This window comes from Streptomyces sp. NRRL F-5122, from assembly GCF_001507435.1.
Classification (GTDB): Bacteria; Actinomycetota; Actinomycetes; order Streptomycetales; family Streptomycetaceae; genus Streptomyces; species Streptomyces lannensis.
This window is the reverse complement of sequence record NZ_LMWH01000016.1, coordinates 1-7,971: the sequence shown is the minus strand read 5'-3', so window position 1 is coordinate 7,971 and position 7,971 is coordinate 1. Positions and strand designations below refer to the sequence as shown.

Annotated in this window: 7 protein-coding genes and 1 pseudogene; 3 read left to right on the top strand and 5 right to left on the bottom strand. The window is 66.8% G+C overall.

Translation table 11 applies throughout. The features are described from left to right. The 4 genes and pseudogenes from ADL25_RS04730 to ADL25_RS04710 all read right to left on the bottom strand — a co-directional run. Nucleotides 1–448: pseudogene (locus ADL25_RS04730) on the bottom strand (serine/threonine-protein phosphatase); the annotation flags it as partial. 980 nt (nt 449–1,428) lie between these two features. Next, nucleotides 1,429–1,617: a hypothetical protein gene (locus ADL25_RS04720; protein ID WP_059126350.1), complete on the bottom strand. Its 189-nt coding sequence runs from the start codon at nt 1,615–1,617 to the stop codon at nt 1,429–1,431. Nucleotides 1,618–2,471: 854 nt separating this feature from the next. Beyond that, nucleotides 2,472–2,696 carry a DUF397 domain-containing protein gene (locus ADL25_RS04715; protein ID WP_059126349.1) on the bottom strand — a complete coding sequence of 75 codons (225 nt, stop codon included), beginning with the start codon at nt 2,694–2,696 and terminating at the stop codon, nt 2,472–2,474. Between the two features lie 388 nt (nt 2,697–3,084). Beyond that, complete coding sequence (locus ADL25_RS04710; RefSeq protein WP_324614034.1) at nt 3,085–4,116, bottom strand: DUF4239 domain-containing protein; 1,032 nt, start codon at nt 4,114–4,116, stop codon at nt 3,085–3,087. Between the two features lie 60 nt (nt 4,117–4,176). Here ADL25_RS04710 and ADL25_RS04705 point away from each other — a divergent pair, with 60 nt between their 5' ends. Next, nucleotides 4,177–4,407, top strand: coding sequence for a DUF397 domain-containing protein (locus tag ADL25_RS04705; RefSeq protein WP_107116514.1), 231 nt, complete (start codon nt 4,177–4,179; stop codon nt 4,405–4,407). A gap of 412 nt (nt 4,408–4,819) precedes the next feature. On the opposite strand, the gene ADL25_RS04700 is transcribed toward ADL25_RS04705, so the two are convergent. Next, nucleotides 4,820–5,512 (bottom strand): alpha/beta fold hydrolase, encoded by a 693-nt coding sequence (locus ADL25_RS04700; protein WP_059126347.1) that lies wholly within the window; start codon nt 5,510–5,512, stop codon nt 4,820–4,822. 254 nt (nt 5,513–5,766) lie between these two features. Between ADL25_RS04700 and ADL25_RS04695 the strand changes: the two genes are divergently transcribed. Beyond that, entirely contained in the window at nt 5,767–6,513 is a 747-nt protein-coding gene (locus ADL25_RS04695) for an AraC family transcriptional regulator (RefSeq protein ID WP_059126346.1), read from the top strand. Between the two features lie 729 nt (nt 6,514–7,242). Continuing rightward, the coding region (locus ADL25_RS04690) for a PAS domain-containing protein (protein WP_159044876.1) at nt 7,243–7,971 on the top strand (729 nt) is incomplete at its 3' end.

The following is a 7,971-nucleotide window of genomic DNA, read 5'->3' as shown; positions in this document are numbered from 1 at the left end:
AGGAATCGGGCAGCAGGCGGTGCTGTATCTCCGCTGCAAGCGATAGCCGTGTGGTGCATCGACCCCATTCATACAGATCGGTGAAGCGTCGGTTCACGATCACCACATAGGCCAGAGCGTGGGCGGCCTCGGTGATGCAATGCACCGTCTGCGGGTCGGGAGGAGCGGGCAGCGTCAGTTCCAGCACGCCGATCGCGTCCCCGCGGTCGGTCACCGGTGCAATGACCCGTACCAGGCCCGACCTGCCTTCCTCCGTCCCCTCCGCCTTCTCCACCTGTACATGCTGAGTGCGGATCACCCGGTCGTACACCGTGCCCGGCAGCTTGATCGGCTCCGGTCGCCCGCGGCCGCTGTCATCAGCCGTGCTGGTCAGTCGTACGAGGGCGGTGCCGCCGTGGTCCGTGATGAGAAAGGACACTTCGGCCGCGGCGATCTGCTCCTCCAGCACCCGCTCCAGTATCGCCACCGATTCCACCGGCGGTGCTGCCTCCACCAGCGTCAGCAGGCGACCCAACCACGTTCTTTCGTCGGCCACGTTCCGCGCCTCCCTCGTCGGCGTCAGAGGCTCGCCGGATCGATGGGCTGGGGCACCCCCGCATCGCCGACACCCTACTCATCACGGGGCATGGACCTTTTGTCCGCAACATTCAATAATATCCCTGCTCACCCCTGTCCGCCGCCGCAGGAAAACAACCCTCCAGACCCGCCGGTCAGCGCGGGGCAGTCGAACCGGCATGGAAGCGTTCCTATATTCGGTCAGGGCGCGTCGAGCGGGCAATGACGTAAGAAAAGACGTGAAGCCCCGGCCTACCTGACCGGGCCTTCATCGTCTCCCGGCCGTTCGTCAGGCCTGTCCAGGATGGGCTCCCGGGTGTACCGAGGGCTCCCAGGCGGCGGGGCCACACCAGGGACCATGAGTCCGGCGAGGAGCCCGCTCAGATCATCCGTGGACAGCGCCAGGCCCAGGGCCTGCACGATGCGCAGAGCACAGTCCCGGATGGACTGAGCGCCCACCTCGGGCGCCGCAGTGCTCCTGATCTCTTCACACAATCGACTGAACTGCTCAGCGCTGATCGTTGGCCGGCTTACCGGTTGCGCCATCGTGCACTCCTCCTGGAAGAACGGGCCCACCCGCTCTTCCAGAAAGCGCTCAGCACACCGCGACGGCAACTGGAAAGAGCCGGCGCGCAGCACCTGGGCCAGAGGGCAGTACACGCATCAACGACACTCGTGTCGCCGACGAACTGCCAGAAGACGCTCGCGGGGGATGCCGCTTCGGCCGTGCGACATACGTGCCAGAACGGGCGGGCACTCACGGTGAATCGGGGTGGGCAGGGCTACGTGCCGCCCGACTCAAAACAAGGCAGGGAACCGCTGGTCATGCCATTGATCGTCCAACCTCGCTCCTGAAATGGTTGCCCATCGCGCTCACCGAGCCCACACCCTCTGGAACTCCTCGTCCGCGATGGCATCCAGTGGATCCTCTTCAGGATCGATCGCCTGGTCTTGCCAGGCCGCCGTGCTCGTCCTCCAGGCGCTCCCAGCTGTACCGGCGCCCTCATCGAGTGCTCGGAAGTACGCCACCGTCTCCGCCGTGATGCGCTCCAGGTCAACCACGGCACCATCGTGCCAGCGAGGTCATGCGGTTGCACCGTTCTGATTTCCACGAGTGACGTCAACGGCCCCGGACGTCCACACCCCCAGGCGTCCCCCAGGCGGTCTCGCACGGACAGTGTGGCCGGGTGGCTACCCGGCCGCGCCGAGCAGCGATCGAACTCCTAAAGCGGGTGTCGTCCAGACAAGTTGAGCGTTCTTTGCGGGCGAGCCGCGCGGGGCATCCGACACACCTCCGCCACATAATGTGTCGCCGGCTGTCGGCGCCCTCTGGCGGACTCGGCCGCAGGTCAAAGAGCCATGCGGGCCGCTCGACGCATTCACTTCGGAGCCATGTGGGTTGGCGCCGCTACACGGAAACCAAGGCGCCTCTGTGGCCGACCGTCCAGTTTCCTGGGGACCCTTCACGCCGGGCCTGCGGAGTGAGGGTCACAAGCCGTTGCGCTTCTGCCCCTCCCGCTCCCTGAGTTTGGCCTCCTCCAGCCGCGCGAACAGCGATCGCCACTCCCGCTTGGCGGGATCCGGAGGCGTCGCCGGAACGCTCGCTTCCGGCAAATGTGCGGCGAAAGACCAGGTCTTGCTGGTCGGAGCGAGTGAGACCCGGCACGGCGAAGCCCCGGGCACTCCCTTGGTGATCAAGAGAAGGCTCCGGAGCCGTCCGGCTGTCACCGGGTCCCGCGGGTGGCTGTGTCGACTACGTGTCGAAGCCCTCGGCCGCTTCGGGCCGGCGCCGTTCGAGCGCGCTGGACGGTGACTCGTAGAGTCGACTGCCGAGCTCGGGACTTGGCGGGCCCGGCGGCCAAGGCGGTCGAACTGCCACGGCAAGCCGGCCCGTCAAGCGGGTGAGACGGTGCTCCCTAGCCGAATTCGCCGTTCCGCACTCCGTCCCGGAATGCCACCCATTCCTCCGCGGTGAACCGCAGGGACGGCAGGTCCTTGTTGTTCGAGTCGCGGATCGCGACGGCTCCGTCGCCCAGCTCCGCCACCTCGACGCAGTACGGGCCCGTCGTGCTCTTACTGCTCTTGATCCAGTGCGCTTCCCTCAGGTCACGCGCGTACAGGTCGGACTTTCGCGCTTCCATGAGAACTCCGTTCGATGTTCGATCGGACATTCCCCCCTTCCCACCCTCATCCCGTCCCTCCCACGTTGCAACTGGCGTCGCGCCCGCCTCGAAAACCGCAGGTCAAGGCGAGCACGGTGTACGGCAGCGACCGCGGCACGGAGGGGCCATCGACATCCTGCGGTTCTCTACCGGCCCCGGGACGCCCGACGTGGCGGATGTCCGGGTGACGGTGCGCGATACGACCAACCGCCCGGATCGACGCCGGCCGGCGTGACCGGGGGAAAGGAAGCAACTGTCGCGGTGGCACGCAACTACCCCCACAGATCTCATGCAGCGGCCCCGGCTGTGTCGGCTGCGGGCACGGAGTAGCGACGGGTCGGAAGAACTCTCGCCGGACCTCAGCATGTCACCCGCCCCAGTATTTGCTCAGCTGGCCTTCCTTGAACGGATGTGGACTCGCACTCACTTCTCCGGCGAAGGGGTGCTCAAGGACGAGGACGAGAGTGAGACTCAGGCCTACCAGCAACGCGATCGACCCTACGAAAAGCAGCTGCACCTTGAGGTTCTCCACGCCGTAAAGCAAGGTCATCAGCATCACGACGAGTGCTCCCCCGTAGGTGAGGACCTGCAGGAGAGGGGGCAGTTGTTGCGTTGCGGCCAGGATGCGCGTCCTACGCTGCGCGGTCACATCGTTCAGCCGCTCCACCGACTGGCTGTAGAAGGCCTGTTCGGAGCCGCTCTTAGGATCAAATCCCTGAAGGACTCCATACAACGCCTCGAGCTTGCCCGATGTCGCGCTGAGGCTGTTTTTCCCGTCGCGCATAAGCGGCCATGCATCCTCCACGACAGCATGGACGTAGTCACCGATCGCTCGGTCCATCTTTTTTTGCACATCGTCTGGAAACGAATGCGCGTTGCGGGAGATCACGGCGAGATCTGTCGCCTCCGACGTCACCACTGCTTGAACTTGCTCGAGTTCGGTCCACAAGGTCACGATGACGAAAGCAAGGACGATTCCGTAGATGGCTCCGAACAGTTCAAGTACCGTGCGGGACACGTCATTGGTCACGCCATTGATCAACTCGGGAAAAAGACGGCGCGTCACCAAGCAAGCGACGAGCGACAAAACAACAACACCGCCAACGATGAGGATCGCGAGGGTGGGCGTGTTCAGGTTGTTGAGTAGCCAAAGTCCCACGTGGACGACTCTACCCAGCTCGCGGCCGCGTTCCGGGTCGGCACGACCACCGCCTGCCGCTACATCACCGGGGCAGTCGAAATGCCGGCCGCACCGGCCCGACGCTCCCAGAAGTGCGAGAGGCGCCATGTCCGGATCCAGCATCACCCGATCCGGATCGCGCGTCACCCGCTTTTCACGGCCCGCGCCTTTGCGGCGGGTGGGCGGGCAGCCGTCCAGCCAGGAAGGCGAGATGCACATGAGGACCATCAGAGTGACCCTTGAGGAGGGGACGTCCATCCGACAGCGACAGGAGGTCCCATGATGGACACAGCGAAGACCGCGCTGTACGCGATAGACCTGACCGATGCGGACTGGGTCACGAGCAGCTACTCCAACAGGTGGGACAAGACGTGTGTGGAGGTCGCAGACCTCGGCGGCGGAGCGGTTGCGGTCCGCGATTCGCAGAACAGGGAACTGCCGCCGCTGCGATTCACCGCAGAGGAGTGGGCGGCGTTTCAACAGGGCGTGCGCAACGGCGAATTCGGCTGAAGACCTTGCAACGTATCGGCGCCTGACGTTGTCGGCCGCGTAACAACCCCTCAATCTTGGAGTTGGCGGCCTCCCTACCGGCCGTCGTGGCACTTCGCTCACCGCCTCAACAACACCTCCCACACTGTTGCCCGCCCGTTCGGCGACCTCGGTGGCGTCCATGCCGGCGTTCAACCAGGTCGACGGCGTCAAGTGGCGCAAGTCGAATGGGCGGCGCGCGTCAGTGGCCGTGTCTCCTGCCAGGGACGGCAGTAGGAAAGCATGGGTAATCACGCTGTGACCGTGTGAGCCCTGTTCCAACCCTGGCCGGCATCCGGCCGAGCAAGTGGAGGGCTCGGGCCTGTGTCGGTGTTCCGTGGGCTCCGCTGCGCCTCCCCCGACGATCAAGGGAAGACCCCGGACCGTCCGGCTGTCACGGGTTTCCTGAGGGTGCGTCCGCGATGCGTTCGCCGAGCAGGAGAGCAGCGACCGCGTCCGGGGCCTCATGCATCGCGTCGTGGCCGGTTGGCAGGTCGTGGACCTGCCAACCGGGATCGGCTCGGAGTCGGGTGCGGAGTCCGGAGAACGGCGTCCGGTCTTCCCATCCCGAGCAGTAGATGAACTCCCGACGGGGGACGAGTGTGCCGGCGAGCCGGATCGTTTGCAGGAAGGACGCGAGGGGATGGGGCCGGCGGCGGGGATCGCCGCCGGCCGGCGGGCGGACGGCGTAGCCGGTGGTCGCAGCCCCGGCGGCGAACGCTTCCCGGTAGCGCTCGGTCGTTGACGACCAGCACGACTCGCCGTCGCGCGGTACGTAGGCATCAAGATGCACCAGTCGTGAGATCCGGCCGTCAGCGCGATCGGCTGCGGCCGCGATCACCATCCCGCCGTAGCTGTGGCCGACCAGCGTCGCGCTGTTGATGTGGGCGCGATCGAGGAGCCGCAATACGTCGTCTGCGTGCGTGTCGAGGTTGGCGGTCGCGACCGTCGTGCTGTCGTCGTCCGGCCGCAGACCGGTCAGCGTCAAGGCGTGAACGGCGTGACCGGCACGCTCCAGCAGCGGAACCACCGCCTCGAACGACCAGGAGCCGTGCCAACCGCCGGGCACGAGGACGAACGTCGCCACGCGTTTCTCCTTCTCCCTCGAGCCGCGGCATCGAGACACGCTGCCTCGATGCCACGTGCGGTTCGGTCGGGCGCCCCGCGCGACCGACGACCACTTCGGATGAAGGCAGTCTCACCAGATCCAGGTGTGGCGTGCTACCGATACGATGCCAACTGATGCCTCTCAGCCGCCAACCTCGCCGGACGGCGGGTGTCACGTCGCATCTGTGGCCGTCCGGCGGGCGCCACCTCTGGCCATCCGGCGGAACAAGCGCAGTGCAGTCGCACGCGCGAGGACATCTGGTGTACGCGGCCAGCGGCGTCCTGGCAGTTCACACCGAGCGCGGCACATCGATCGTTCCCGCCAACCGGGTCGCCTGGACCCCCGCCGAGTTCACGCACTACCACCGCGCCCACGGCGACACCGATATGCGGATCGTCTTTCTCCCGCCGTCCCTCGCCCGGCTCCTGCCGGACCGCCCCTCCGTGTTCCTGGCCTCCGATCTCGTTCGCGAGGTCCTGCTCGCCCTGACCGGCCCCCGCAACTACGACGACGCCGCGCCTGATTACAGCCGCTCCGCGCGCTCCCGCCTCGTTCGCGTCCTCGTCGATGAACTCCGCGAAGCGCACGAACAGCCACTGCACCTGCCGGAGCCACGGGACGACCGACTGCAGGCCATAACCCGGATGCTGTACGAGAAGCCGGCGGACAACGCGACGCTCGCCGAACTCGGGAAGTCGATCGGAGCCAGCACCCGCACCCTCAGCCGACTGCTCCGCAACGAACTCGGCATGACCTTCTACGAGTGGCGCACGCAGCTACGCATCTACCACGCGCTCGTGCTCCTCGCCGACGGCCACGACACCATCCAGACCGCCTACGCCTGCGGATGGGCCAACCCCAGCAGTTTCATCGCGGCGTTCACCCACATCATCGGAACGACCCCGGGCCGCTACCGAACCAGCCGCCGGACCACCGCCCGCGCATCCCGACTCCCGACGGTGGTCGAGTCCTCGGATTGAATTGCATGGGCACCCCGGCTGCTGCCGTACGCGATCGACCGTTCCGATGAGAGAACTCGTGCATACGAGAGAACTCCGGGTCCGCCCGTCCTCGGGAAGGACGTCGACCGGAAGGCCGGCCGCAGGGAACGATCGCGTCTTCCGATCCCCTGACCGCAGGTTCGAGTCCTACAGAGGCGCCATCGAGAGCCCCCTCCATCGGGAGGCCGGGCTCAGGGCCGTCCGCCGACAGCGGTCAGCGGCTCAGGTCGTGCTTGTGGAGCGCGGCCGACGCCCGGAAACGGATGCGCCCGCACTGCTCACGGTCCTCCTCCGGAGTGTCCTCGGAGCAACAGCAGTGGGACGCAAGCCGGCGAAGATCCTCGGCGTCCAGCCACAGTGGGACGCGTCCCCTCGCCCTCTCGGCTTCCGCATCCGTCGGTTTGATCTCAGGCACGAGCCGCAGCCCAGCCGCGCCCCTGCGTGCCCGGTCCGACGGGACGCAGCGGGGACTCATGGGAAACGGCGTCGCCACGCAGAGGGCACCCGGAGGCGGGGCGGATGGGGTCGGCCTGCGGCTTGGAGGCGTGGCCGGGCGGCAGTCCGGCGATCTGAAAGATGGGACACCATCAGTCACTGGCGCGGCACTGTCACAGAATCGACCGCCACTCGGTCATTCGATGCAAAAGGGGCACATTGCTCGAACCCCATACCGTCGACTTTCCCAGACTTCCCCCAGGGCGGCACTCGATGACCACGATCAGCCTCGACGCAGTGACACTCGGCAAGCAGTTGAACGCGTCCGACATATTCGACACGGCCATCGCGCTGCTCGACGAGCAGGGAACGGTCGCCGCCTGGACACACACCGCCGAACGCCTCCTCGGATACCCCGCCGGGGACATCGTGGGCCGATCCGCCGCGCTCGTGCTGCCCTCCCTCGATGAGGCGACGCCGACATCGGCGTTCGTCGAGCGGTGCCGGGCCGAGAACGGCTGGCCGGGCGCGACGGCGGTGCGCCGCCGGGACGGCCGGGTGCTCGACGTCAATGTGCGGATCACGGCGTTGCACGGTCAGGACGGATCGGCACGGTGGCTCGCGTCCATGACCGACGCCGGCATGCCGTCCGGGGACGCGGTGGACGGATCGGTGCGGGGACCGCTCCTCGCCCGCGCGCCGATCGGAGTCGGCATTCGGGACCGGCAGCTGCGGTCCATCTACGTGAACGACGTCGCCGAGAGCCATGACGGCCTTTCACCCGACCGGCGCCTCGGGCGTCGGTTCACCGACGTCCTGCCCGGTGCCAATGCCGAAACGATCGAGGCAGTGATGCGGCAGGTCCTCCAGAACGGTACGACCAAGATCCACGAGTACCGGACATGGCTGCCGACGAGCCAGGGCGCCGAGAAGCCGTTCGCGGTGTCGTTCCAGTGCCTCCAGGGCGCCGACGGCGAATCGCTCGGGGTGTGCGTCATCAGC